The sequence below is a fragment of the Antarctobacter albus genome, from assembly GCF_900101505.1.
GTDB classification, from domain to species: Bacteria; Pseudomonadota; Alphaproteobacteria; order Rhodobacterales; family Rhodobacteraceae; genus Antarctobacter; species Antarctobacter albus.
On record NZ_FMZI01000005.1, the window covers coordinates 171,578 to 193,509 of the forward strand.

Consider the following 21,932-nt stretch of genomic DNA (forward strand, 5'->3'; position numbering starts at 1 on the left):
TCTCTGTCAGGTGATTTCGATGGTTTCCGGGCCGGTCTCGTCGCCCTCGATGCCAGAGGCATTGATCGGCGCGACCCAGTAGGCGTAGACGCCCGCCGCCAAAGAGGCGTCGAGCCATTCGTCGTCTGCGTCCGGCAGACCGTATTCCGTGCGCACAAGCACCGCATCGCCCAGGTCGAAGGGACCGGAATACGCGGCGGCATAATCCGCCCGGTAGATCCGGGTGGCGTAGTAGGCCGCGTCATCGGGCGAGGTGAAAGCCACGGTCACGTCGCTGCCGGACTTGGACACCGACAGGTTGCCGGACCCATGCGCCGCCGGCGCCGTGGTATTGGCCACTGCCACCACCGACAGCGGCGTGTCCGGCTTCCATTCGCTGACGTCATAACCCGAGGTGCGCGCGCGGATCTGCGCCTCGTAGGTGGCGCCGTCCACCAATCCGGTCTGGACGTATTCGCTGGCGCCTTCCTGCAGCTCGACCTCGACCCATTCGTCGCCGTCGCGGCGCAGCCGCAGGACCGGGAACAGGTCATCCGGCGCCGTCCAGGTCCACATGATCTGCGCCACCCCGCCCGTGCCCTCGACCACGGAACCGGCAAGGTCGGCGATCGGGTCGACCGGGTCGGACCCGGACACGTCGTCGTTGTTGTAGCTGGGGGGCGCCGGTTCTTCGGTCGCGGCAGTGAAGGTCCAGTCCTCCTCGACGCTTTCGGCCAGCTCGATCTGAAAGCTGGTGCCGTCGGCGTTCATCTCGATCATTGAGACCTCGCAGGTCACGTCCCGCAACAGGATCGGGTGCTGCACCGTGACGAAGCGGTGCGCCAACTGTTTCGCGCCGCTGCTGGCCTCGGACCATTCCCGCCCGCCGATCACCTCGAACCCCGCAAGGCGCAGGGTGCCGGACAGCTTGATCGGCGCCCGTTCCGACCGGGCCAGCGGTTTCAGCACGCGCAGCGCCTGGTTGTGGTTGTCGATGCCGTAGATCGCCAGCGGGCGCGCGATGCGAGGCGCCACCGCGTCCACGATGAACGGCGCGGACGGCGTCTCTCGGTAGGCATTGCCGGGTTCGCGGTACTCGGCGACGTACTCGGTCGGCGGGTTCATCCCGAAGTTGCCCTCGACCATCGACAGCGACTCGAAATCGCTGGCGGTCAGGGTCAGGGTCGGTTCGATCCAGCGCCCGGCGTAGAAATCCACCTTGCCGTCCGGGCGTTGCCAGATGAACCCGTTGGCCGCGGCGACGAACTGGGCCCGGACCTGTTCGAAGTTCTGGTCGTCGGTGAAAGTATGGTTGAAGGTGTAGCGCGACTGCGATCCGCCGTCGCGGTTGGTCACGCTTTCGTCGCAGACATCCGCCTCGATCGCGACCCGGTCCCAGTCGACCTCGAAGCCCCAGACGGTGACCAGCTCATGCGCAAAGCACAGCGCCCAGTTGTTGCTGTAGCCGGTGCTGTCGTCGCGCGGGTCGTAGATCTCGTTCCAGAACTCCCAGACCGGGGCGTAGTCCGGTTCGCGCCCCTGGGTGTAGACCTTCAGCGCCTGTTCGGCGGCGGCGCGGCGGTACTGGATGGCCGCGTAGCTGTGCCCGGCAAAGTCATGGTTGGCGGTGATCTCGGCAAACTCGGCATCCAGGATCGCATCCACCGCCTGCGACGGCCCACCGGTGTGGGTGCGAATGTTGACGTAGGACCCGCGTTCCGCGTCGGTCGCGGAATAGGCACTACGCCGGTAGCGGTCCGACACGACGTTCCCGACCTCGTTGACCGTCACCTCTTCGAAGTCGAGGAAATGCGCCACCGGCCCATTGGTGGGATGCGCGGCCAGGGTCACCGTCATGTGCCGCCGGTTGTCTACCAGCCCGGAGCGGAAGCCGACCGGACCGCCCTTGCGCAGCTTGCCATAGGCGCGCTCCATCAGCGCGGCGGACTGGATGTAATTCGACAGGCGCTCCGACGGTTTGGGCAGTTCCGGCTGCGGCGTCAGGGCCGAGACAAGCGCCGAGGTTCCAAGGGCCAGCAGGGCGCGCCCCGCCAGCGTACCGAAGAACCCCGTGACGTAGGTCGATGCCAGGACACCCGTCACAAACCCGGGCGCCAAAGCCGATACGCCCAGCGACAGCCCAGTGATCCCCTGGACAAGGCCAGCCACGAACCCCACCACCGGCCCGGCATGAGCCGGCACAGGCGCCGACAGCGCCGTTGTCACCAGCAGCGCCCCCAGCAGCCTTCTACGCCCCGTCATATCCCACCTCCCATGCGCGCATGATCCTTTCCGGCCGCACCGAATGCATGGGCGCCTGCCCGCCAGGTTCCCCCCGACAGGCAAACAGCCCCGGAGCGATGCAGATGCCGCCCACCGGCATCACCTGCCCCCGCCCCGGGTGAAACAGCTTGAACACGGCCACGTCCCCGCGCACCGCCTCGCGCGCCGGGGACAGGCCCGCCCTGCCCTCCAGGATCTCGGAGGCCAGCCGCAAGGGCTGGGTGAAAAACCGCGTGACGCGCTGCGCCTGGGCCGCGTCCTCGTAGGTCAGGCGCAGGTCCTCGGTCAGGTCGAGGCCGCGCACCTGCCCGGCCCAGTCCAGCGCCGACAGGCAGCAATCGGACACACCCCATCGGGCGGGCTCGGCAAGCCAGCCTTGGATGAACAGTTGCAGCCGGGTCATCCGATGATGCTCTTTTCCTGGCGGGGTTCGGTCGGGATGAACTCGTAGCTGGGGTTGTCCTCGCCCAGTTGCCGGGAATGGTCGGCAGTGTTGTAGACCAGCCGCCGCGCGCCGTTGCGCACCCGGAACGGGCTTTCCATGTGCAGGCGGATCACCCGGACCACGTCATCGGGCGCGTCGATGGTGATATGATCCATCGTCAGCTGTGTGACCTGGCGCGGCGCATGCACGGGCGCATACATCTGTTCCACGCTGTCGAAGACCTGCAGGTAGCGGGTAAAGGCCCGCCCCTTGACGTAGGCAGACCCCAGCTCGGTGATCTGCGTCACCAGGTCGGATGGATCGACCGGGTCCTCGAAAAAGGACAGCGACACGCTGGAGGCCTTGGCCGTTCCATTCAGCCCGAACCCCAGCGCATCCGCCTGCACCAGGCGCGACCCCCACCATGTCTTGCCGTCGATGTCGGTGAACTTGCCATCGGCGCCCAGGATGAACCCGTAGTCGCCGTCGGGCGTGTTGACATTGGCCAGGTGCAGCAACCGCTGCGACTGCGCCCGGAAATCGTATCCGCTGGGGAAAAAACTCATCGCGTCACCACCTCGCGCAGCGCGATCTCTGGCCGGGCGCGGTGATCGCGCGCGTAATGCGGCGCGGCCCCGGTCGGATTGACCAGTTCGAACAGCCCGTGCGCCTCGAAATGGACGATGTCGCCATCGCTCACCGCGCTGCGCAGGCAGGGTTCCACCTGCAGGGTCTGTTCCGTGCCGCTGGTGTCCAGCACGCCGACCACTTCGAAGGGCCAGTCGTCGTGGCTCAGCCGCTGGCCCATCTGGACCGGCGTGCCCGTGGGCGCGTAATCGACGGTGATCTGCGTGGCCCCGATCGCATGGGCGCCGACCGCCAGGCCGAAGGGCGTATAGGCGAACCCCAGCCCGTTCGAGAAATACTGGCCTTCGGAAAACGGCACGCCCTGCGCGGCATGACTGCCCGCCATCGCCGCCCAGTCCGTCCCCAGCGGGTCGATCATCGGCAGGCGGATCACCCGTTCGCGCCCGCGCGCCATGCTGACCACGGCCCGCCAATGCAGGATCGCAGCGCGGTGCAGGTGCAGCTTCGGCTGCCCCGTCCAATGCGGAAAGGCCGAGGTGAACATCTGGTTGATGTTGTTCGTTGTCGGCCCCGCGTCCTGGCCGCGATGGTCGAGGGTCCAGTTAATGCCACTGGACCGGACAAGGCTGCGTGGCACGGTCAGGATCTCGCGCGCCATCAGAGTGTTCCCCTGCCCTGCAGCTCGCCAATCATGGCGCCGAAGTTCTGGCGCTGGAACTGCGCGTAGCCGCCAAGCTGTTGCAGGCTGCGGGCCTCTGCCGCGCGCATCCACTGCACCTGCACGCCGTCACCGATGCCGATGAACGGGATATCCTGCTGACGGCCACCCGACCCGCGCCGATAGTCGCCCGCCGCGTCCGAGGACCAGCGTTCGCGCGGGTGCACGACGGCCATCATCCCGCCCTTGCCATCGACCCCGCCAGAGCGCGGCCCGTTGCCGGTATAGCCGCGCGTGTCGAAGCTGGGCAGGAGGCCCCCGACCACCGATTTGACCAGCCCCATGATGCCACCCGTCACCGGCTGGCCCGCGATGGTGCGATAGAGCGCGTATTCGATGGCGGCGCGGGCAATGGCCTGCTTGAGCTGATCAAAGGCGTTTTTCTGGCCCATGATCGTGTTGATCACCGCATCCCGGCCCTGCTGGACGTAGCGGGTGAACTGCTGTTGTCCCTCGCTGGCCTTGCGGTAGGCCTCTTTCGTGGCCTCGACATGGCGGTTGTAGACCTCCTGGCTGATCCGGCCCGTTTCCAGCAGCTCCTGCGCCAGCCGCATCTTGGCGTTGTATTTCTCCAGTGCCGTTGTGGTGGCCCGGCGGATGCGCAGCGCCTCCTGATCCAGCCGGTTGGCCTCTCGCGAGGCAGCACCGCCGCCACCGCCGGCGACGTCCGGCAGCTTGAATTGCAAGCTCTTGGCAAGCTGGGCCCGCGGATCGTTCGTCTGCCAGTCCTTGATGGACCCCCCGAAGTTGCGGGGATCGCCCCCACGCCCGCGCCCGACCCGGTTTGCATAGACGGCATTGTCCGCAAGCGCCTGAGCGACACCGGCAGCGTAGACAAAGGCTTGCCGTAGTTGATCGACCAACCCCTCGGCACTTTTCTTTGCGCCGTCGAAGCTAATCCCTTCTGCTGCGTCTCCGACATCCCGCGCCAGTGCGGCGGCAGCGTCTGTCGCGTTCGACAATTCGATCATGCGGTCCACTGCCGCGCGGAACTCTGGCGGAAGATTGTTGGCTTCCACACCCGCCCTTTCGAGAAACGCGACCATTTCCTCCAGCGCTCTCTGCTGTTCGGGAAAGGTGGACGCCGTGAACATGTCCTGCAGGATTTGTTCGAGTGCGATTGCCTCGGTACGACTGGTCCCAAACGCAGTCGAAATTCGGTCGATGGTCCTTTCAAAAGCGTAGCCGCTTTCCGTCGAAATGATGAACTGCGTCAGGAGATCGTCCAGCACACTCGTTTGGGCCTGCAGAGCCTCTCGCGCATCGCTGACCCGGATCTGGGCCTGGAACTGGGCGAACTCTCTAACCCTGTCCGCAGCAGCACCGTACTTGTTGGTCAACTCCACAAGATCCATCGCGAGCAAGTCGGACGAATCCCCAAGGTCCGACATGATCAGATCCAAATCGGCGAGGGAGTCCTCAAATTCCTTTCCACCGTCCGCAGCATCGAAGAACGACATGGCGAGCGGACCCATGACGGCGGTCACACCGCCAGCAAGAACACCCCAAAGACCAAAAACAGCCAACATGTCTGCCGCCTGAATGGAAAGTGCGTTCATGTAGTTGCCCGTCACAGCGCCCTGTTGTGCCACTTGGTTCAGCTGGTAGGCGAACATCTTGGCATTGTTTTGAGCCGCAGGACTAAGACCCCTATTTACCCCGACACTGGCCGTGTCGACCAATTCCATCGCCGTGGCCGCGCTGCGCGAGCGCGTCTCGAGGCCGCGAAGAACCTCGGCGGCCTCCTGCTGAGAAGTGACCCCAAGCTTCACCGCCCGGTTGACCTGGGCCTGCGCCCTCTCGAACCGCATCTGGGCGGCATAGGCCGGGTCGATGCTGGCCTTGAGCGCCTTGAACTGCCGTTCCTCCGCATCCAGCATCCGCTCGAACGCCTTGGCCGACTTCTCCGCCGACTTCTGCCCGCGGTCGATCTTTTCATAGGCCTGCCGGCCCGAGTCGCCGATCTTCTTGAACCCGCCCTCGACCTGTTGGCCGCCGGCGAGTTCAGCCCGGTATGTGACCTTCCGCTGCACCATGTCCTGCGCTTTCGATTTCCTGGTCTGCCGCTTCGTTGATCGCGGCCACCGCCGCCTGCTCGATCCGTGGCATCAGCTCCGCCACGGCGATGCGCGGGATGCCCAGGGCATCCCCGACCGCCAGCACGGCGGTCATGTCGTATCCGATGACCCGGCCAGGCAGGGCGCGGATCTGTCCGCCGCAGCGCAGGGCCAGGTCCCAGACCTGCCGCCCCTCGATGCTCTGCGGTGCGTTCACCTTCATCGGGCAGGCGTCACAGACGCCCGCGCAACTGCTGCAATAGCCGTCCGAGCCGAAATGCCATTCGGCCCGACGGCTCAGCCGTTTCCCTCTTCGTCCACCGCCAGCGCGGGCAGGACGTACTTGTCCATGAACGCCCGGTAGATCATCCCGTCCTCAAGCATCGCGTTGATGTAGTCGCGCGAGGGTTCGATCGGGTTGCCGTTTTCGTCGCCGACGCCCTCCCAGGCGACGATCACCGCCCGCGCCAGCCCCTTGGCAAAGGGCACCATCCCGGCGGGCTGGGGCGCAGCATCTTCGGGATCTGCGTCAGGGTCCGCGCCCTGGCGCATGTCCAGGCGGACTTGCTCGACGATCGTGCTGCCAGCAGGCAGGACCTGCACCTGCACGCCGCGCGGCAGGTCGATCCAGTAGGGTTCGGGTTTCAGGTTCAGGTTCAGCATCAGTAGCTCTCCACCGTGTTCAAAAGGGTTGCGGTCAGCATCGCGCTGTCGTCGGTGGCGCGCGCCGCCATGAAGCTGAAGTTGGCCTCGATCCCGCCGGGCCCCTCGACCGGGCGGCCGGGGACGGACAGGAAGACGCGCGGCATGGCCAGGGTCAGCTTTTCCGTGGACGATTTCGTCAGCACGAAGGACAGCGCGATCGGCGTGCCCGCCTTGGCGGTGGCGAACAGGCTTTCGCTGGCGAAACGCAACCGCAGGTTCCCGGTCATGGCGGCACGCATCGGGTCCAGCCCGCCGATGAACTCATCGCCGGTCACCGTGTCCACCTGGTCCAGGTTGTTGCTGAACGTGAAATCCGCCGAGACCACGTTCGCCTGCGCCGAGGCGTCGATCTCGACGCTAGCCTGCCGCTGCATGAAGCGCGACAGCGCGTAGCTGGACGGCGTCCCGGCGGCGGTGCTGGAGGCCGGGGCCGTCACCGCCTGCCCGATCACGCCCACCGTTCCATTGACCCGCCCACCCCGTTGTAGCGTCAGGCGCAGGGTGTCGGCGCGACAGCCGCGGAACATCTCGTAGCTGGGAACGTCCGGCACCTGCTTTTCCAGGCTGAAGCTGGGCAGCGACCAGGCACCGGATTCGAACGTGTGGATGTAGTAGCCAGAGTTACCCGAGTTGTCGCCGCTAGTCGGCGCGCCCATCAGCGCCTTGAGCCAGAAGCCCAGGGCCTCCAGGTCAATCGGGATGCCGATGTCGCCCGCGACATTCGCCACGTCAAGGTCCGCATCGCCCGGGTCGCGGGTGCCGACAAGGTCATCCTCGATCAGCCCCCGGTCCAGCGCCAGCCCGTTGGACATGTGCGGCAGGAAATAGAACCCGCTGCCCGGTGCCGTCTTTTCGGTGCTTTCGAATGCCGCGGCGGCCAGTGACCGCTCGCCCCTTCCTCGTGCCATGTCAGGCCTCCTTCAGGTCAAAGGGTTTGTGGTGGCGTAGGACAGGGTGACCCGCACCACGTCCACACGCATGCTTTTGCCGCCCTGGACGCGCTGATCGTCGCTCTCGACCGGCTGCGCCTCGACCCAGTCGCAGAGACCGCCCAGCGTCCGGTCCGCCTCGATCGCGGCGCCCAGCTCCTGACGGCGGGCGTCTGTCACGGCCTCGCGGCCCGTGGCGCCCTGGGCGTAGAACTCGAACTCGACATCGTGGTCGAGGTGATAGGTGCGCGGCAGGGTCACGCTTTCGACCACCGGGCGGCCGTCACGCATGATCACCAGACCGGCGGCGGGAATAGCCTCCGGAACGACAAGGTTGCGCTCGACACCGCCTGTCACCGCGCCGTTCGCCAGTGTGTGCAACGCCGACAGGCGCGCCTCGACATCACTCGGCATCCCTGCCCCTCATTCTTCAAAGCCCACGGAATCGAGGATGCGCGCCGCCCAGCCGTCCGACTTCGCGAGGAAATCCAGCTTCTTGCGCAGCTTGACCTGTTTCACGAGGTAGAAGACGACCGAGGTCTGTTCCCCGGTCAGTATTCCGTCCTTCCGGCGGCGCCCGCGCTTTTGGCGGACAAACCCGCTCTTGTTGATCCGGGTGCCATCGGCCACCAGGAAACTGACGCGGCTGTCGCGGTAGACGAACCGCAGCTTCAGCCCGGTCTTCTGCTCGAAGGCGGCGGGCGTCATCTTGCGCCCGAACCGCTGCTTGCCGGCCCCCGGCGCCGGGATCGCAAGGTACAACCCGTTGGGCGACCGGATCAGCGATCCTTCGAGATGCGACAGGATGATCTTGGGCGAGTTGGCCCAGACCAGCGCCGCCGCGTTCATGCTGTTCTGCCCCTGCGGATAGGTCTGGTGCCTGACCGAATTGGCCAGCCGCCCGCCCAGCCCGCTTTCGCGGATCTCGTCGCGCCAGGCATCCTGCAGGAACTGGCCCGCCCGCCGCATCGCCGCCGTGTGGCTGCGCTCCAGCTGCTCAAAGTCCCGGCGGGTGATGTCGCGCAGGTCGCCGTCCTGTGTCACGCGCAGGCTCATGCCGGGCGCGCCTCGATCCGCCATTTCAGGCGGCGCTCATCCCGAACCGGCTCGCCCTGAACAGTGTAGGTTGCACCGTCGACGGTGATCGTGTCGCCCGCCACTGGCGCGGCCACATCCGAGACCAGCACCCAGAAGCCCGCCGAGGCGGACACGAACGTGCCCGCCCCGAACCCGTCCTGACTGTCGGACAGGTCAGGCATCACGCGGATCGCCAAGTCCTCCGGCTCAGGGTCCGGCGGCCCTGCCCAGGCCGGTGTGTAGGTGGCATCCACCCCCAGCGGCCCGTCGAAGATGGCAGAGGCGTCGGCGGCGAATGTCACGCGGGCGGCCCCGCCTGGGGATCACCGCCCGCGCTGTCATCCTGTTCGGTGGTGGGTGCGTCCGGAGGTTGCTGGACTGAACCGGTGGCCGGATCGGGAACTGTCGCCGGTTCCGTCCCGGTCTCAGCCCCGGGCTCCGGATTGACCTCTTCGAACAAGGCCGGGCTGAGCCGCCCCTTGAAATCCGCCACCTCGATGACCTCGCCCCGCTTGAACATCAGCCTTTGACCGCCGTCGAGGTCGACCGCCTTCAGGCGTTTGGGCACCGGACCCAGGACAGAGACACGCCGTTCCCACTGTTCCTTGGTCAGCTTGACCTTGCAGGGGCCGCGCAGCGCGGCCCCCTCGGGCTTGATTACGCGAACCTTGATCATGATCAGGTCGCCGTCGCCATGCAGGCATGCTGCCAGAAGCCGGGACCGCAGTTCGCCCAGTAGTCGAGACCAAAGGTCCAGCGGTCGTTGTCGAACTCTTCTTCCGAGCCCTCCGCCTTGGCCTTCATCTGCGGTTCGGTTTCCTGCTGCCAGATCACCGGGGCCGCCTGCCCATCCGAACGGAACACGCACAGCTTGTCGGTCCAAGACAGGCCGGAATCGTCTGCGAGCGTGATGTTGTAGTTCGGCATGTTCGGCAAGAAGTTGGTGTCACCGCCACCGAGGATCGGGTTGTAGATCGCCGCCATTGCAGCATCCAGGTATCCGTTGGGAACCACGACAGTGAAATTCCGCGCCGAGCGGTTCATCGGGCGGCCCCGATCATCCTTGAAGCCCTTGATGGCCTTGATGCAGGCCGTGACCATGCCACGCACTTCCTCCGCCGACGGTGATGTGGTCGATCCGTGGACGGAAGCCGGAAGCGCGCTGATGTCGACCGACAGGTCGTTCGACTGCGTTCCGCTTTCGCCTTCGGAATGGTCCGTATCGAAGAAATACTGGCCATCGTAGCAAACCAGGGCCTCGGCGCCGTCCAGCATGTCAACGATCAGTTCGTGTTTGTGGTTCGCCGCCGACACCGCCAGGTCGTCAATCTGGCGCATGATCTGCCCGGTCTTGTCGCGGCGGATCCAGCTGATCGGGATTCCGATCCCGTTTGCCCAGTGGATGTTCTCGATGGTGATGCCGTTCTCGCGCAACCCGTCGATGATCCGGCTGCCCTTCCATTCCGTCATCAGCGGAGCGGCGCCCAGCCACTTGTACGTCTCAGAGTCCTGGTCGGACTCGAACGTGGCCGAGATATCATTGATCCAGCCCTCCGACATGATCTCTTCGAGCCGCTGGTAGAAGGTCCCGATGATGGCCCGGGAAGAAAGGCCCTTGTTCTTGCTCATCTGTCTGTCTCCTGTGATCAGGCCGCCGCGCCGACAAGCGCTGCGTCGAACTCGACGATCGCCACGCCAGAGGACACGAAGCGTTCGACATAGCCGATGTGGGAATTGCCGCTGGCAACCAGCGTGAAGGTGTCGTCGTCGCTGGCGTAGACCGCCGGACGATCGTTGTCGGTGATCGCAACGGACGCGACCGCCAGCTTGATTTTGCCCTTGGTGCGCACCGTCACGTCGATGTCACCGGCGGACCCGGCCGAGTTGTCGGCGGTCTCGATGTTGAAGCCCAGGAACCGGTCCCCGGCCTGGAGCGGGCGGGCATAGCCCGACCCGTTTTCACCGACGGCGGCGCCCTCGTAGATCACGTCGGACGCGATCACCGGATAGGCGCTCTGGTCGCCCGGCAGGTACTGCCGCGGGCTGTCTGCGGGAAGAGTCGTCATCTTTCTGTTTCCTTTCGATCAGCGGGCGATCAGCCAGCCCGGTTGAGGATACGAACGCGGCCCGAAGCCTGGGCCTCCTGGAACTTCAGGTAAGCGTCCTTGTTACCGCCGAACTCGGCGCGCAGGTCGGCGTCGCGGTCCCAGGCGGCCTCGGCCTGTTCCTCGGGCGTGCCACCCGCGCCTTCGGTCAGGGTCGGGCGTTTCGGCACCACCGCCGCCGCATCGTCCTGCGCAGCCAGGTCCGCGACGTAGCCGGCGCCCTTGGCCTTGTCCGCCTTGACCATTTCCAGCGCCAGCGTCTCGGCGGTCCAGCCTTCGGCCTTGGCCTTGGCGACCATGTCCTCGGCCCCCGGGCGGGCGATGTCGTCGATGGCTGCCACACGGGACCGCTCTTTCTCCAACGCTGCGGCGACGGCGGTTTCAGTGTCCGAGGCCGCGCCGGACTTGGCCGCGCTCTCGATCTCGGTCACCAGGTCGGCCCGATGCTCGCGCAGCCCGGCCAGGGTCAGATCTTCCCAGTTCATGGAAGTCTCCTTTGCTGCGGTGGCGGGGGCCGCGGTTTCATTGGTCCGGGCCGCCAGCCCCGAACCGGTTTCCATGTCTCGCGCACCAGACAGTGCGCCGATCACGCCGGACATCGTCCCGCGCGCATCGACCATCCCGCGGCGCTGCGCCTCGGCCCCGTCAAAGACGAGGCCCTGCCCGAAGCGGTCCAGCACCTCGGCTGAGGTGACACCCCGCATTTCGGCCACGGTGTCGACGAACTCCTGCCCGGCTGCATCGACCAGCGCCTGCAGTTCGGCCTTGCCCTCAGGGCTCTCGGGATCCAGCCGCTTGTTCGGGCTCTGCTCTGCGACCACGCGGACGATCCTTGCGCCCATCGCCTCGAACAGCGGTTCCATGTCGATGTATTCGATGACGGCCCCGACAGATCCGACCATCGCGCCCGACCCGACGGTGATGCGGCTGGCCGCGCTGGCCAGGTAGTAGGCCGCAGAGGCAGCCGTGCCGCCGACAAACGCCTCGACCGGCTTGTCGCCGCTCTCGCGCAGGAACCGGGTGCAGTCGTCGCAGCCGGCCACCATGCCGCCGCCGCTGTCGATGTCCAGGACAATGGCGCGCACCGCGGGGTCCGCCTGTGCCCGGGCCACGTCCCGCGCGATCTCTTCATAGGACCAGAAGTAGAAAGAGAACTGACGCAGCAGCAGACCGCGAACGGGCACCACGGCCACGCCATCGACCACGCGGGCAAAATCGGACCCGTCGAGGATTTCACCATCGGCCAGAGCCGCGACCTCCTCGGTCGACTGCGCACTGCGCGCGGCTTCACGCTGACGCACGGCCTGCGCGATCATCATTTCATCCGGCCGCATCGCCCAGATGCGGCCCGAGCGGTCAACCTGCATCGTGCTTTCAAATGGCATGGCGTGCCCCCGGTGCTGTTTCAGTGTCCGACGTGTCGTCGTCGTCTTCCTCGTCCGGACCTTCGGCGGCTAATCCGGAGGCGCCGACAGCATCGCTGCCGTCCTCCTGCCGCCGCTTGCGGACGTCGCGGTGATCCAGGCCAAAGCGCGCCGCGGTGATCGCGGTCAGCGAGGTGGCGCCCATGTCCAGGTATTCCCGGTCCGCCTTTGCGTCCTTGACCGGGTCGATCGAGATCCGCGCCGGTCCCATCCAGGTCGCGCGCAGGTAGGCCTGCCGCATCAGCGGGTTGTCGAAGAACCCGGGCGCCGCGATCAACCCGCGCGCCACCGCCTCCGAGATCACGGCCTCGTAGACAGGACGGCAGAACTGGGCGACATGCTGCGCCCGGTCCACGCGAAAGAACTGCCAGGCCATTTCAAGCGCGGCGCGGCTGGCGGAATAGCTGGCCTGGAACTTCTTCAGCAGCAGCTCGTAGGGCAGATCGGTCCCTGCCCCCACCTCCTGCGCCACCGCCTCGATGAACGGCGTGAACTGCGGCGACGGGCGCCCGGGCGCGAAGCTTTGCACGGACTCGCCGGGCAGCAGGTCGAACACCATCCCCGGATCAGTCAGCCGGATGTCCTGTTTCGCGTCCGACCCACCTGAACCGGAGGTTTTCAGCCCCTCCGACAGGTCGCCCCCCTCCGAGGTCATCCCGATCGCGAAACAGGCGCTGACCACAGCGGCCTGCAACTCTGCCTCGGTGTATTCCGACCGCTGTTTCAGCGAGGTGATGACCGGCGCCAGCATCGGGGCATAGCGGCTCATGTCCGGGCGCCAGCGCGTGTTGTGCACGTGCAGGACCTGCCATTCACCGCGCGCGCCGTAGGCCGGGATGCGCTGCCAGGTCGTGCTGCCCTTCAACCCACGATCGAGGACGTAACGGTCCGCAACGTGGTAGGCCACGGCGGCACCGTCCTCGTCGAACTCGATCCCGCCGGCGATGTCGTCGCTGTCGGTCCGCCAGTGCGGGTTGCTGATCCGGTCCGCCTCGACCACCTGCACCGCCGTCGCCAGCAGGCGCCCTGCCCGGCGCTTGAACCGCCGAACGACAAAGACATCCCCAGACAGCAGCCGCGACCGAAAGACAAGGTCCTCCAACTCGCCGAAGGTCTGGACGCGCGTAATGTCGCAATCCCGGCACCCGGCCCAGTCGGTCCAGATGTCCAGCGCCTCGCGCTCCCAGGCGCGGGCCTGGTCTGGCGTCATCCGCAACCGCTCCGCGTCGATCTCCGGGCGGACCATGTGCCCGGCCCCGATCACGTTGGTGACCTTGGTCGCGATCGACGACTGCCCGATCGGATCGTTGCGGACCAGGTCGCGGGACCGCCCGCGCAGTTCGTCGAGATCGGGCAAGGTGTCCGCATCCGCCGAGGCAGCAGCACCACGCCAGTTGACGGTCACGTTCCGATCACGCCGCGCACCAGCATAGCCCGACGCGGTGGAGAGGGCGCTGCGATAGCGCAGACGGTCAAGACCTGTCTTCGGGCTGATCCAGCCGATCAGGCGGTCCGCCAGGTTCTGCTTGGCAACCTTCACGACATGACCCCGCGCTTGAAGGCGCTGCGCGTGCCAGCCGCGCGGTTCTTGAGCGTGATCAGCCGCTGTTCCTCGGCCCGAAGGGCGGGCATGTCCAGGTAGGTCACCCGCTGCCCTTCCAGCTCGTAGGACTTCATCTTGCCGGCCAGAATCGCGTTGATCGCCGCCTGCACCAGGGCAAGCCGCGCCGCGTAGTCGATGTCGCTCATGTGATCCTTACCTTGCCCGCCCGCGCAGCCTGCGCTGGCGTGTCTGTACCGTTGCGACCCCATCCTCGACCGGGGCCACCTGGACGGCAGCCTGTGTCTCGAACAGGTCCGGTTGATCTTCCGGGGCCTCGACCCCGCGTTCCGCCTCGAGGGCGGCCCATTGTTCCCTGGTCATCGAGGTCCAACCCAGCTCGCGCGCCGCCGCGTCCGAGTAGATCATCGTGTCCAGTCCCTCGTTTCGCCGTGTCGGTTCGACCAGCTGCCAGTTGCTGACCATCACGCCGACCCGGTCGCGTTTCAGCACCCGCACCTCCGATGTGATCTGGCGGAAATACTCATCCCCCAGGCCCTTCGCGAAATGCACGTACCCGCGCGCCAGCGGATCGTCCTTGCCCAGCCAGGTGTAGAAATCCGCCTTGAGCTGCGAGACGTTCAGGATCCGCCCCTGACGCCGCGCGGCGCGGGCCCGGGCATCCTTGCGGTCGCCCATGACCATCCGCTTCATGATCGGCCCGGTCTGGCCGGACCCGCCCTTGACCACGATCAGGCGCTTGGCCTGCCACCGCTTGGCGAAGGCCCAGACATCCTCTGTGTAGGTGCCGCCGTCGATGGCCATGCGGTCCAACGGCAGGCGGTGCCCCTTCTCGGTCCGCCAGGTCGTTTTCAGCAACGCATCCAGCGCCGCCCGCCCCTCTTCGCTGCCGACGTGATGCGGGATCACCCGGTACTCGATCACCCAGCGCTGGTAGTTCGCGCCATAGGCCACCACCTGCACCTCTGTCCGATCGAGCTGACAGTCCACGCCCGCCGTCAGGATCACGCCCCGCGCCGGCACGATGCCGACCCCGCGGCCCTCACCGTCCGGCACGTTCTCGACCCGGTCGCGCAGTTTTTCCCAGTCCGGCCCCTTGCTCGCCTGTTCGTAGGGCAGGCCCAGGACATCGTTCCAGAATGTCTGTTCCGTCTCTGCTTCGACCTTGTCGCGCAGCGCCTGTTCTGTTTCGCCGCTGACCTTGGCCGTGGTCCAGCCCATGACCTGCGCGTATTCGTATGCGATCGAGGCCCAGTCCCGCTGCGGCCCGTAGGCCCGCCACAGGTGAAACCCCGGGTGATCGCCGCGGGGGTTCGTCGCCACCCACTTGCCGTTCGCGATCAGCGCCGGCTTGTCCGAATGCCGGATTTCGCAGCCGCAGGCTTCGCAGGTGAAATGCGCATCGGCCAGGTTTTGCGGGTCGATCCGCTTCTTGAAGTTCTCCCAGGTCAGCGGCGCCATGTTGCCGCAATGCGGGCATGGCACGTTGTAGTACCGCTGGTCCGACCGCGCAAAGGCGGCACTGATCCGGCAGGCCCCCAGGATCTGCGGGGTCGAGGCGCGCAGGATCTTCGCATCCTCGAAAGCGGCGGCCCGGCTGACCGCCATCGCCTCGGGGTCGCCCTTGGCATGCATCTCGAACTTCGACAGGTCGTCCATAACAACCAGCCGGTGCGAGGTCTGCGCCAGGTCATCCGGCGACCCGGCGCTGGTCACCTTCAGGATGCCGGACCGGTCCAGAGTTTCCTGCCGAAACTTGGCGTCGCTGTTCTTGTCGGCCCCGCCGCCGCGCCCGAACATGCGCCGCAGCGACGGCGCCGCCCGGCGGATCGGATACCACTTCTGGTCGATCCAGTCGGTGGCCGCCTTGTTCGTCGGGTGCACCACCAGCGAATTGAGCGGCATGTATTCATGCCAGGCCGCCACGGTCGGGTTGATCACCGATTCCGTCTTGGCGATCTGGGCCGATCCCCGCAGCGTCACTTCCCGGCAGGGATGCTCCGGGCTCAATACCGCGTGGATCTCCGCCAGGAACTGCACCGGACGGATCGAGAACGGGCCGGGAAACGGCGACCGCTCGTCGAAGACGATGTTCTCCCGGCACCAGCGCGTGATGTCGGGTGGCGGCGGCGGGCGCATGGCATCGGCCATCGCCGAGGCGATGACGGCCCGCGCCGAGGTCAGGAAACCCATCTCAGAAATCGGCGTCCTGTTCTTCCGGCGCCATCTCTGCCGCCTCGGCCTCCTGGTCGAGCTGCTGCGCCCGGGCGCTGCGATGCTCGCGCCAGACGTCGATCATGATCTGCCGGGCCGTCTTGAAGTCGACCCCCATCTTGTCGGCCACCGCCCGCGCCGCATTCCGCAACACGTTCTCGAACTGGGCCAGTTCCGCCGCCAGCGCGCGCCGGGCTTCACGCCCCGCCTGTTCCGCCAGGACCAGCGTCCCGTCATCTTGCGCATTGAGGCGGCGCAGCTTCCGGGCCTCTTCCTCGGCCTTGAGCGTCCGGGCCATTTCATAGCGGGCTTGGTCGGTGGTCCGCAGCGGCGCCGAGTCCCGCTCGGGCACATCCTGCGAAGCCTCCGTCGGCGAATCGGTTTCCTCGATCTCGCGCAGCGCCTGCCTGGTCCGGGCGCCGTTCCCCATCAACTGGCCCGGGTCCAGCTTCCTGTTCAGCGCGTTTGCGCAGGCCGCCAGGTCAAACCGGCGCGACCGCCCGTCCCCCTTGTAGCACCCGTCGAGCTTTCCCTCGGTCACCAGTTGGCTGATGCGGCCTTTGCTCAGGTCCAGCTTTGTCGCCAGTTGTGTCGCCGTCAGTCCGCTCATGCCTTTCCTGCCCGCCTAAACCGTGTCCCGGCTTCTAAACATCCGTTATGTTTAGGCTTTCCATTTAGTTTACCGCCGCGAAACCCACGCGCTTAGCGCCCCCGTATAAGTTTATTTCGCCGGAAGGACCCGCTTTCGCTTGACATCTCGCCGGGGGATGTGGCGCCGCCCAGCCGCTGCAGCGCCCCGGCTCTGCTCGCGCCTGTCGGCTGGCGCGCTCGGGGTGTCCCGAAACGAGAAGCGCCCGGTGGCATCTCTGCCCCGGGCGCACTTCTGTTCAACGGCACTATGTCAACAGAGTGACTTTTCAGTCAAGCCCTTTCTCCACGGCTGCTGCGGCGGCATCCGCTCATCCACGACGAACCCGGTCAGATCCCGTCGTGTCCGAAAGGTTGTCTGCAACTCCAGCAGGGCGCCCCACCAAGCCAGCCAACTCCGTCGCTGCGCCGCCGTAGCACGCGCGTCACCGGTGAACCGCACGGGGCACCAATAACCCATGTCACCCCCCAGCCCCGGCACCAGCAGCTCGCGCCGCGCACGCATGCCATGCTTGCACCTCCGCCAAGTCACCGGTTCGCATACCGGGTCGACCTCAGGCGGAACCGGCCACCTGTCCGCCCTTGCCAACTCGGCAATCCAGATACCCATCCTGCGCCCGCCGCACCCCTCGGGCAAAGCCGCCACGGCCGAGGCCACAAGGTCAGCGTCGGGATGTGGTTCGCTTCGCCCGCCCCCGTCGATCTGACAACCGAGATCCTTCCGCTGCATCAACAGCCATTCTGTCCCGATCCCCGGTCTCTCCCCCGACACCGAGGCCAGTTCATCGAAATCAAGAGAGACCTTCTCATCCCGAAACGCCCAGACCAGCAGATGCCAGATCGACACCTCACGCTTGCTCCCCCGCCCCGGCCTCACTGACCCAGAGGCCACCACTCGCCCTTGCATCATGCCGCCGCCCCGCGCTTGCCCGCCTCGACCAGGGCACGCGCCCGCGCCTCCAGCCCCTCGTACCAGGTCAGCCACTCGGCATCGTCCATGAACGGCGCACGTCCGGCCTCCCGATCCGCCCGCGCCCGGCGCAGCCGCGCGGCCATCTCGCGCGCATCCTCGGTCACCCGCAGCTTGTCGCCCTTGGACTGCGGCGGGCGCTTCATCCGCTCCCAGAACAGGAACTCGGACACCAGCCGGTCCTCCGCCAGCGCCTCGCGCCCGGCGGCACTGGCAAACCACGACGCCACGCCCGGGGTATCCTCCAGCGCCCGGGGCTGGGCGATCTCGGCAAAGGCGAGGAAGGTCGCGCGATCAGGCCAGAAACACTTGGCCGTGCCCTCGCCCTTGGTCCGCAGGGCGCCGATCACCCGCCGCAGGTTCTCGGGCGAGAGATAGACCAGGTCATCGCAGATCCGGTCCAGCTTGCGCTTGGCATCCTCGGGCTTCACGCCCTTGGGAAACCGGAACCCCAGCCCCGCGACCAGCGCATCCCGCACCCGCCCGCGCTTCGTCTCGATCGTGTCACTGCCCGTCATCGCCTTTCCCCTTTTCTCAGCCAAGTCCCGCCGCCTGCCGCTCTTGATCGGTCAGGAGGTTCGCCGAAACGATGTGCGCCAGCACCCAGGGCTGCAGGTCGGCAAAAGCCTCCGTCCGCCCCCGCCGCCAATCGGCCACCGCCCGCTCCGCCGATTTCGCCACCATCGGGTTGAAATCCGCCGCCTCGCGCGCGCCCGCGCTGGTTATTTCCTGGTTACTTACAGGTTCCTCTCCAGTGGGCTGGAGACGGGTCGCCCCCGAAATTGGAGTCGGGTCGGCCCGCAGATTGGAGTCGGCTCCGACTCCACATTCTGGAGCCGGCTTGCCCGGTTTCCGGGGCTTTTTCGCCGCCGATCCGCCGCCCGATTTGCCCCCGTTTCCGCCTCCAGTTTCTGGAGTCGGCTCTTGCGGTTTGCCCATTTCGAACCCCAAGATGTAGCGGGTCGGGCATTGCCGTTTCGTCCGCCCGTCCCGGCTCTGGTGGCGCTGGATCAGCCCCTTGGTCTCCAGGCTGTTGAGCACGTTGTTGACCGTGCCGTTCGACACGGCGGCCCGCTCGCGCAAGTAGACCTGCGAGGGGAAGCACCCCGCACTCGCATTGTGGCAATCACAGAGATAGAAAAGCACCCGGAATTCCGAGGCCGACAACAGCGCCGGGTCGAGGTCGGACAGCCAGTTGGTCGCCTTGTGACTCACGCCGCCACCTCGCGCACCTTCAAGGCCCAGTAGGCCGCCAGCCGCAGCTGCAGCGCATCCTTGGCCTGACCGTAGGCAAAAGCATCCCCGCCCAGACGCGCCGCCAGCAGGGCCTCACAGGCCCCGCGCACCGGCCCCAGGGCGTCACCCGCAGGCAAGCCCGGCAGCGCCTCGCAGGCAGAGGACAGCGGCGACAGCAGGTGCGAATCCCAAGACATCCCGCCCCGGTTGGCCGCCAGCGCGGCGGCGCAGATGACGAACCGCGCCCGCGGGGTCATGCGTCCACCTTCTCTGGCAACGTGGCCAGCCAGGCGTTGACTTCGCTGGCAGGGAGGACGCAATGAACAGCTTCACGCCGCCGTTGTGGCGTGGCACGCCCCGGCCACGATCCTCGGCATTCTTCTTCCCGATACTTTTCGCGAGCCTCTTCGATCAGAGCCCGGCACCCAGCATTTGTACCGGGGTAAACTGTCCACTCTCCCTCAGATCGTCCGGCATTGCCACCGTACTTGCGAGGCATGTCGTCGATGATCCCGTGAAGAACATCCTTCCGTGCACCGCGCAACGGCATAAGCCTCCAGTAAGTGTCCGCCTCTCCACTCACGCCGCATCCTCCGCCATCGCCTTCTCGAAAACCGCCACCTGCACCGCCAGCTCGAACAGCCCGGCAGAGGTCAGCCCATCGTCCCCGCCCACCATGCCGCTCAGCAGCACCTTGTCCGGCGCGGGACTGTCGGGCGCCGCAAAGACGCCAAACGTCCCCTGCCCGCCCTCCAGCACCAGCTTCACCCGCAGATGCGCCAGAGGCACCACGAGCCGCATGACACCCGGCGCGCTCATGACGCACCCACGAAGTCGATGAGGTTTTGGCGAAACTCGACCCGGGCAGACCCCTGCGCGCTCACATCGAAGACCGAAGGCGCGGACGACCGGATCACGCACCCCATGATCGTCACGGCGCGCACCGGCCCGGACACCGCAAACCCCTCGGTGATGCGCAGATGGCTGTCGCGGATGGCAACACGCCCCCCATCGGTCCAGATCCCGCGCTGCGCCGCAGGGGACGCGAAATCGACCGGCGCACCGGACAACAGCGCCCTCAACGCCGGGCTGTCGTCGCGCAGCCCATCGGCAAAGATCACCGGACGGCTGGACGCCGGCACGGGCGGCAGGGCGACGGCCAGCGCCGCCGCCCCACCCAGCCGCAGCACGCCGCGCCGCGTGACCTGCCCCATGTGCCCCGCCCCGCTCATGCCGCCCGCACCCGGTGCCAGATCCCCTCGACCGACTTCACCGGCAGGGAATGCGTCGCCGCCACCTCGGACAGGCGCCGGTAACTGCCCTTGCGCCCGATCCCGGCCAGCGCCTGGACAACCTCCGCCCCGAACCGATCCCGCAGGCGATCCAGCGGGTCGGGCTCCGCCTTGGCGACAGGCTTGGGCGGCACCGCCGCCACCCGCGGCACATCAGGCACCGCCGCCACCCGCGGCACATCAGGCACCGCCGCGACCGGCGTCGCGTCAAGCGCTGGCAGAACGCCGCGCTTGCGCAGCCGAACCTGCCATTTGCGCACCGTCGTCACCGCAATCCCCATCGCCTCGGCGATTTCGGACTGCGTACAGCCCGACCGCGTCTTGGCGGCAATCGCCTCCGCACGGCACCGGATTTCCTCGCGCCGCCCTGCGCCGAACGTGATGCCCTCCCGACGCGCGGCAGAGGCCACGGCAGGTTTCGTCACCCCCAATTCACCCGCGACGGAGGCGGCAGTGAACCCTTCCCCGGCCCGCTTGCGGATCAGGTCGACATCCTCCGGGCTCAAACGGTTCGAAGGCGTATTCGCGTCCAGCTTCATCGCCCGGCGGTGGCGCCAGACCGTGTTCACGGCCACCCCCAGCGTATCGGCGATCTCGCGATCGCTGAGCCCGCGCGCGTGCAACACGCACAGCCGGTCCCTGTTCACAAAGGCCTGTCCCATCATTCCCTCCTGTTCAATCGGGGCGTCACAGCGGATCACCCTCTGGCGGGCGGTCATCGACGGCAAAGAACACCTCGCCAAAGTCGATCACGCAGGCCAGGCCATCCGGCCCGACCCGCAGCGCCGTCCATTCGCCCAGCTCGGGGTGCGCGTAGATCTCGACGACAGACCCCTGCGACAGCATCACGGCGACCCGGCGCTGGCCGAACCCTTCCGCCAGGTCGACCATGATCCGGTCACGCTCCGCGCAGCCCTGTACCGCCTGCGCCGCCACGCCGGTGGCCAGCAACAGAAAGGCCCCAGCGGCCATGAGGAACCGCCGGGGCAGGTGCCGCGCGCCCATCACGACAGAGGCGCGCAGGGAAGTGACTTTGCGCCGGGTCTGCGGCCCACCGGACCCTGCACCGGCGGTGGCCTCCCACCACGCGCCAGCAACCACAGCACGCGACGGGATCTGATTGCGCAGGCCGGAGACCGCCCGGGGGGACGTCTGCACGCCCCCGGCCTGCTGACCGGCGCCATGCCCGAGCGCCGGTTTTCCGTGAGTGATGGGCGGGCAGATCATGGGCACCCCGCCAGCTTGGATCGCGCCGCCGTCAGCGCCTCGATCGCCTCGTCGACCTCGACAATGGCCTGCCCCGTGTCGCGGGCCGTGTCCGACTGCTGGGCCGCAAGAATGGCCGCCACGGCCTCGCCGGATTCCTTGCTGATGACCCCGGCATGTTCGAACAGATGGCCCGAGGCACGGTTCCCGTCCGGGCTCAGCCGCCGGGCCATCATCCGCGTGACCGGGTAGCGCCCGGCGGCATCCTCCAGCGCCCAGACATAAGCCAGCGGCCACTGCAACTGCCCGCTGAGATACTTGGACAGGGTGCCCTTGCCGACCTGCCCGCCAAGCCGCGCATTGATCGTCTCGGCGGCAGCGTCGAGACAGCCGAACGTGCCGTCGATCAGCGCCGACATGGCCGCATTGATGGTGCGCGCGTCACTCATCCGGAAACCTCGTTTCCTGTGCATCCCCGCGAGAGACAGGCAGGCTGTGGGCATGGGACAGACAGAC

At 67.0% G+C, this 21,932-nt stretch carries 27 protein-coding genes; all 27 read right to left on the minus strand.

Annotation, left to right across the window (positions count from 1 at the left end; translation table 11 throughout):
* Window positions 1–6: 6 nt before the first annotated feature.
* Complete coding sequence (locus tag BLQ71_RS10455) at window positions 7–2,241, minus strand: phage tail protein (protein ID WP_083342217.1); 2,235 nt, start codon at window positions 2,239–2,241, stop codon at window positions 7–9.
* Window positions 2,228–2,665 carry a DUF6950 family protein gene (locus BLQ71_RS10460; RefSeq protein WP_074621668.1) on the minus strand — a complete coding sequence of 146 codons (438 nt, stop codon included), beginning with the start codon at window positions 2,663–2,665 and terminating at the stop codon, window positions 2,228–2,230. The genes BLQ71_RS10455 and BLQ71_RS10460 overlap by 14 nt, the downstream gene beginning before the upstream one ends.
* On the minus strand, window positions 2,662–3,252 hold the full coding sequence (locus BLQ71_RS10465; RefSeq protein WP_069211065.1) for a hypothetical protein: 591 nt from the start codon (window positions 3,250–3,252) through the stop codon (window positions 2,662–2,664). Before BLQ71_RS10465 ends, BLQ71_RS10460 begins: the two co-directional genes overlap by 4 nt.
* Window positions 3,249–3,932: a hypothetical protein gene (locus tag BLQ71_RS10470; protein WP_069211066.1), complete on the minus strand. Its 684-nt coding sequence runs from the start codon at window positions 3,930–3,932 to the stop codon at window positions 3,249–3,251. The genes BLQ71_RS10465 and BLQ71_RS10470 overlap by 4 nt, the downstream gene beginning before the upstream one ends.
* Window positions 3,932–6,028, minus strand: a complete 2,097-nt coding sequence (locus BLQ71_RS10475; protein WP_074621669.1) for a hypothetical protein — start codon at window positions 6,026–6,028, stop codon at window positions 3,932–3,934. The genes BLQ71_RS10470 and BLQ71_RS10475 overlap by 1 nt, the downstream gene beginning before the upstream one ends.
* Window positions 5,997–6,272 carry a DUF7697 family protein gene (locus BLQ71_RS10480; RefSeq protein ID WP_074621670.1) on the minus strand — a complete coding sequence of 92 codons (276 nt, stop codon included), beginning with the start codon at window positions 6,270–6,272 and terminating at the stop codon, window positions 5,997–5,999. Before BLQ71_RS10480 ends, BLQ71_RS10475 begins: the two co-directional genes overlap by 32 nt.
* Before the next feature lie 74 nt (window positions 6,273–6,346).
* Entirely contained in the window at window positions 6,347–6,712 is a 366-nt protein-coding gene (locus BLQ71_RS10485) for a hypothetical protein (protein WP_074621671.1), read from the minus strand.
* The gene (locus tag BLQ71_RS10490) at window positions 6,712–7,662 is read right to left on the minus strand and encodes a phage tail tube protein (protein WP_074621672.1); all 951 of its coding nucleotides are present in this window, start codon (window positions 7,660–7,662) and stop codon (window positions 6,712–6,714) included. The genes BLQ71_RS10485 and BLQ71_RS10490 overlap by 1 nt, the downstream gene beginning before the upstream one ends.
* A gap of 12 nt (window positions 7,663–7,674) precedes the next feature.
* The gene (locus BLQ71_RS10495) at window positions 7,675–8,097 is read right to left on the minus strand and encodes a hypothetical protein (protein WP_074621673.1); all 423 of its coding nucleotides are present in this window, start codon (window positions 8,095–8,097) and stop codon (window positions 7,675–7,677) included.
* 9 nt (window positions 8,098–8,106) lie between these two features.
* Entirely contained in the window at window positions 8,107–8,739 is a 633-nt protein-coding gene (locus tag BLQ71_RS10500; RefSeq protein ID WP_043146331.1) for a DUF6441 family protein, read from the minus strand.
* Window positions 8,736–9,062: a head-tail joining protein gene (locus BLQ71_RS10505; RefSeq protein ID WP_074621674.1), complete on the minus strand. Its 327-nt coding sequence runs from the start codon at window positions 9,060–9,062 to the stop codon at window positions 8,736–8,738. The genes BLQ71_RS10500 and BLQ71_RS10505 overlap by 4 nt, the downstream gene beginning before the upstream one ends.
* Window positions 9,059–9,436 (minus strand): hypothetical protein, encoded by a 378-nt coding sequence (locus tag BLQ71_RS10510; protein WP_074621675.1) that lies wholly within the window; start codon window positions 9,434–9,436, stop codon window positions 9,059–9,061. Before BLQ71_RS10510 ends, BLQ71_RS10505 begins: the two co-directional genes overlap by 4 nt.
* Before the next feature lie 2 nt (window positions 9,437–9,438).
* Window positions 9,439–10,389, minus strand: a complete 951-nt coding sequence (locus BLQ71_RS10515; RefSeq protein ID WP_074621676.1) for a Mu-like prophage major head subunit gpT family protein — start codon at window positions 10,387–10,389, stop codon at window positions 9,439–9,441.
* Between the two features lie 17 nt (window positions 10,390–10,406).
* Complete coding sequence (locus tag BLQ71_RS10520) at window positions 10,407–10,826, minus strand: cytoplasmic protein (RefSeq protein ID WP_074621677.1); 420 nt, start codon at window positions 10,824–10,826, stop codon at window positions 10,407–10,409.
* A 29-nt stretch (window positions 10,827–10,855) separates the two neighbouring features.
* The gene (locus BLQ71_RS10525; protein WP_074621678.1) at window positions 10,856–12,250 is read right to left on the minus strand and encodes a S49 family peptidase; all 1,395 of its coding nucleotides are present in this window, start codon (window positions 12,248–12,250) and stop codon (window positions 10,856–10,858) included.
* A complete protein-coding gene (locus tag BLQ71_RS10530; RefSeq protein ID WP_074621679.1) occupies window positions 12,240–13,829 on the minus strand; it encodes a phage portal protein in 1,590 nt (529 codons plus the stop codon). Before BLQ71_RS10530 ends, BLQ71_RS10525 begins: the two co-directional genes overlap by 11 nt.
* On the minus strand, window positions 13,826–14,038 hold the full coding sequence (locus BLQ71_RS10535) for a hypothetical protein (RefSeq protein ID WP_043146240.1): 213 nt from the start codon (window positions 14,036–14,038) through the stop codon (window positions 13,826–13,828). Before BLQ71_RS10535 ends, BLQ71_RS10530 begins: the two co-directional genes overlap by 4 nt.
* 7 nt (window positions 14,039–14,045) lie before the next feature.
* Window positions 14,046–16,043: a phage terminase large subunit family protein gene (locus tag BLQ71_RS10540; RefSeq protein WP_074621680.1), complete on the minus strand. Its 1,998-nt coding sequence runs from the start codon at window positions 16,041–16,043 to the stop codon at window positions 14,046–14,048.
* A gap of 1 nt (window position 16,044) precedes the next feature.
* Complete coding sequence (locus BLQ71_RS10545; protein WP_074621681.1) at window positions 16,045–16,674, minus strand: hypothetical protein; 630 nt, start codon at window positions 16,672–16,674, stop codon at window positions 16,045–16,047.
* Window positions 16,675–17,618: 944 nt separating this feature from the next.
* Window positions 17,619–18,200 carry a hypothetical protein gene (locus BLQ71_RS10555; RefSeq protein ID WP_074621683.1) on the minus strand — a complete coding sequence of 194 codons (582 nt, stop codon included), beginning with the start codon at window positions 18,198–18,200 and terminating at the stop codon, window positions 17,619–17,621.
* A 16-nt stretch (window positions 18,201–18,216) separates the two neighbouring features.
* On the minus strand, window positions 18,217–18,897 hold the full coding sequence (locus tag BLQ71_RS10560) for a helix-turn-helix domain-containing protein (protein WP_074621684.1): 681 nt from the start codon (window positions 18,895–18,897) through the stop codon (window positions 18,217–18,219).
* Window positions 18,894–19,175, minus strand: a complete 282-nt coding sequence (locus BLQ71_RS10565) for a hypothetical protein (RefSeq protein WP_074621685.1) — start codon at window positions 19,173–19,175, stop codon at window positions 18,894–18,896. The genes BLQ71_RS10560 and BLQ71_RS10565 overlap by 4 nt, the downstream gene beginning before the upstream one ends.
* A gap of 322 nt (window positions 19,176–19,497) precedes the next feature.
* Window positions 19,498–19,737: a hypothetical protein gene (locus BLQ71_RS10570; protein ID WP_133066142.1), complete on the minus strand. Its 240-nt coding sequence runs from the start codon at window positions 19,735–19,737 to the stop codon at window positions 19,498–19,500.
* Window positions 19,734–20,150 (minus strand): hypothetical protein, encoded by a 417-nt coding sequence (locus tag BLQ71_RS10575; RefSeq protein ID WP_133066143.1) that lies wholly within the window; start codon window positions 20,148–20,150, stop codon window positions 19,734–19,736. Before BLQ71_RS10575 ends, BLQ71_RS10570 begins: the two co-directional genes overlap by 4 nt.
* Window positions 20,147–20,872 carry a helix-turn-helix domain-containing protein gene (locus BLQ71_RS10580; RefSeq protein WP_074621688.1) on the minus strand — a complete coding sequence of 242 codons (726 nt, stop codon included), beginning with the start codon at window positions 20,870–20,872 and terminating at the stop codon, window positions 20,147–20,149. The genes BLQ71_RS10575 and BLQ71_RS10580 overlap by 4 nt, the downstream gene beginning before the upstream one ends.
* 25 nt (window positions 20,873–20,897) lie before the next feature.
* The gene (locus BLQ71_RS10585; RefSeq protein ID WP_133066144.1) at window positions 20,898–21,368 is read right to left on the minus strand and encodes a hypothetical protein; all 471 of its coding nucleotides are present in this window, start codon (window positions 21,366–21,368) and stop codon (window positions 20,898–20,900) included.
* Window positions 21,369–21,433: 65 nt separating this feature from the next.
* Window positions 21,434–21,865 carry a hypothetical protein gene (locus tag BLQ71_RS10590; protein ID WP_074621690.1) on the minus strand — a complete coding sequence of 144 codons (432 nt, stop codon included), beginning with the start codon at window positions 21,863–21,865 and terminating at the stop codon, window positions 21,434–21,436.
* Between the last annotated feature and the right edge of the window lie 67 nt (window positions 21,866–21,932).

Bases quoted from the DNA above. Each gene is read 5' to 3' on its own strand.
- BLQ71_RS10575 (WP_133066143.1), bottom strand. From the start codon at position 20,150: ATGAGCGGGGCGGGGCACATGGGGCAGGTCACGCGGCGCGGCGTGCTG.
- BLQ71_RS10500 (WP_043146331.1), bottom strand. From the start codon at position 8,739: ATGAGCCTGCGCGTGACACAGGACGGCGACCTGCGCGACATCACCCGC.
- BLQ71_RS10535 (WP_043146240.1), bottom strand. From the start codon at position 14,038: ATGAGCGACATCGACTACGCGGCGCGGCTTGCCCTGGTGCAGGCGGCG.
- BLQ71_RS10460 (WP_074621668.1), bottom strand. From the start codon at position 2,665: ATGACCCGGCTGCAACTGTTCATCCAAGGCTGGCTTGCCGAGCCCGCC.
- BLQ71_RS10540 (WP_074621680.1), bottom strand. From the start codon at position 16,043: ATGGGTTTCCTGACCTCGGCGCGGGCCGTCATCGCCTCGGCGATGGCC.
- BLQ71_RS10570 (WP_133066142.1), bottom strand. From the start codon at position 19,737: ATGAGCGCGCCGGGTGTCATGCGGCTCGTGGTGCCTCTGGCGCATCTG.
- BLQ71_RS10480 (WP_074621670.1), bottom strand. From the start codon at position 6,272: ATGAAGGTGAACGCACCGCAGAGCATCGAGGGGCGGCAGGTCTGGGAC.
- BLQ71_RS10485 (WP_074621671.1), bottom strand. From the start codon at position 6,712: ATGCTGAACCTGAACCTGAAACCCGAACCCTACTGGATCGACCTGCCG.
- BLQ71_RS10515 (WP_074621676.1), bottom strand. From the start codon at position 10,389: ATGAGCAAGAACAAGGGCCTTTCTTCCCGGGCCATCATCGGGACCTTC.
- BLQ71_RS10510 (WP_074621675.1), bottom strand. From the start codon at position 9,436: ATGATCAAGGTTCGCGTAATCAAGCCCGAGGGGGCCGCGCTGCGCGGC.
- BLQ71_RS10520 (WP_074621677.1), bottom strand. From the start codon at position 10,826: ATGACGACTCTTCCCGCAGACAGCCCGCGGCAGTACCTGCCGGGCGAC.
- BLQ71_RS10495 (WP_074621673.1), bottom strand. From the start codon at position 8,097: ATGCCGAGTGATGTCGAGGCGCGCCTGTCGGCGTTGCACACACTGGCG.
- BLQ71_RS10465 (WP_069211065.1), bottom strand. From the start codon at position 3,252: ATGAGTTTTTTCCCCAGCGGATACGATTTCCGGGCGCAGTCGCAGCGG.
- BLQ71_RS10455 (WP_083342217.1), bottom strand. From the start codon at position 2,241: ATGACGGGGCGTAGAAGGCTGCTGGGGGCGCTGCTGGTGACAACGGCG.
- BLQ71_RS10580 (WP_074621688.1), bottom strand. From the start codon at position 20,872: ATGGGACAGGCCTTTGTGAACAGGGACCGGCTGTGCGTGTTGCACGCG.
- BLQ71_RS10590 (WP_074621690.1), bottom strand. From the start codon at position 21,865: ATGAGTGACGCGCGCACCATCAATGCGGCCATGTCGGCGCTGATCGAC.
- BLQ71_RS10545 (WP_074621681.1), bottom strand. From the start codon at position 16,674: ATGAGCGGACTGACGGCGACACAACTGGCGACAAAGCTGGACCTGAGC.
- BLQ71_RS10490 (WP_074621672.1), bottom strand. From the start codon at position 7,662: ATGGCACGAGGAAGGGGCGAGCGGTCACTGGCCGCCGCGGCATTCGAA.
- BLQ71_RS10565 (WP_074621685.1), bottom strand. From the start codon at position 19,175: ATGACCCCGCGGGCGCGGTTCGTCATCTGCGCCGCCGCGCTGGCGGCC.
- BLQ71_RS10525 (WP_074621678.1), bottom strand. From the start codon at position 12,250: ATGCCATTTGAAAGCACGATGCAGGTTGACCGCTCGGGCCGCATCTGG.
- BLQ71_RS10470 (WP_069211066.1), bottom strand. From the start codon at position 3,932: ATGGCGCGCGAGATCCTGACCGTGCCACGCAGCCTTGTCCGGTCCAGT.
- BLQ71_RS10475 (WP_074621669.1), bottom strand. From the start codon at position 6,028: ATGGTGCAGCGGAAGGTCACATACCGGGCTGAACTCGCCGGCGGCCAA.
- BLQ71_RS10555 (WP_074621683.1), bottom strand. From the start codon at position 18,200: ATGACGGGCAGTGACACGATCGAGACGAAGCGCGGGCGGGTGCGGGAT.